At 76.0% G+C, this 416-nt stretch carries 1 protein-coding gene; it reads left to right on the top strand.

Going from position 1 to position 416, the window contains the following annotated elements; genetic code table 11:
• The coding region (locus tag SB773_RS30180) for a hypothetical protein (RefSeq protein ID WP_410593866.1) at positions 1 to 198 on the top strand (198 nt) is incomplete at its 5' end.
• Positions 199 to 416 lie beyond the last annotated feature (218 nt).

Below are 416 nucleotides of genomic sequence, written 5' to 3' on the forward strand. Positions count from 1 at the left end.
GAGGAACAGGCCGGCCAGCTGACCGAGGCCGTGGCGATCTTCAGGACCGCCCGCGGGCCTGCCACCGCCGAGGTGGTGAGCCTGCCGACCCCGGCCCGGGCGCCGCGCAACGCGGCGACTCCCCGACCGGCGCCGGCGATCCGCCGCACCGCGGCCGCCGCCGTGGTCGCCAACGAGGCGGACTGGCAGGAGTTCTGAGCCAGGCGCCGGTCTGTCCGGCGCCCGTCCATGAGTCCGGGCCGGCGCACTGCCGGTCCGCCTCCCCGCCACCGGCTTGCCCTATGCTCGGCACGCCGGCAAGCCGTCCGGCGCCGTCGAGGAGATCCCGATGTCGCGCATGATCGTCTCCACCCGTCCCGCCGGCCTGTTCGGCAGCCTGGCCGAGCTTGCCGGCCGCATCCTGCTGGCGGTCCTAT

The sequence above is a fragment of the Bacillus sp. SIMBA_074 genome (assembly GCF_046534555.1).
In the GTDB taxonomy this organism is placed as follows: domain Bacteria; phylum Bacillota; class Bacilli; order Bacillales; family Bacillaceae_G; genus Bacillus_A; species Bacillus_A mycoides.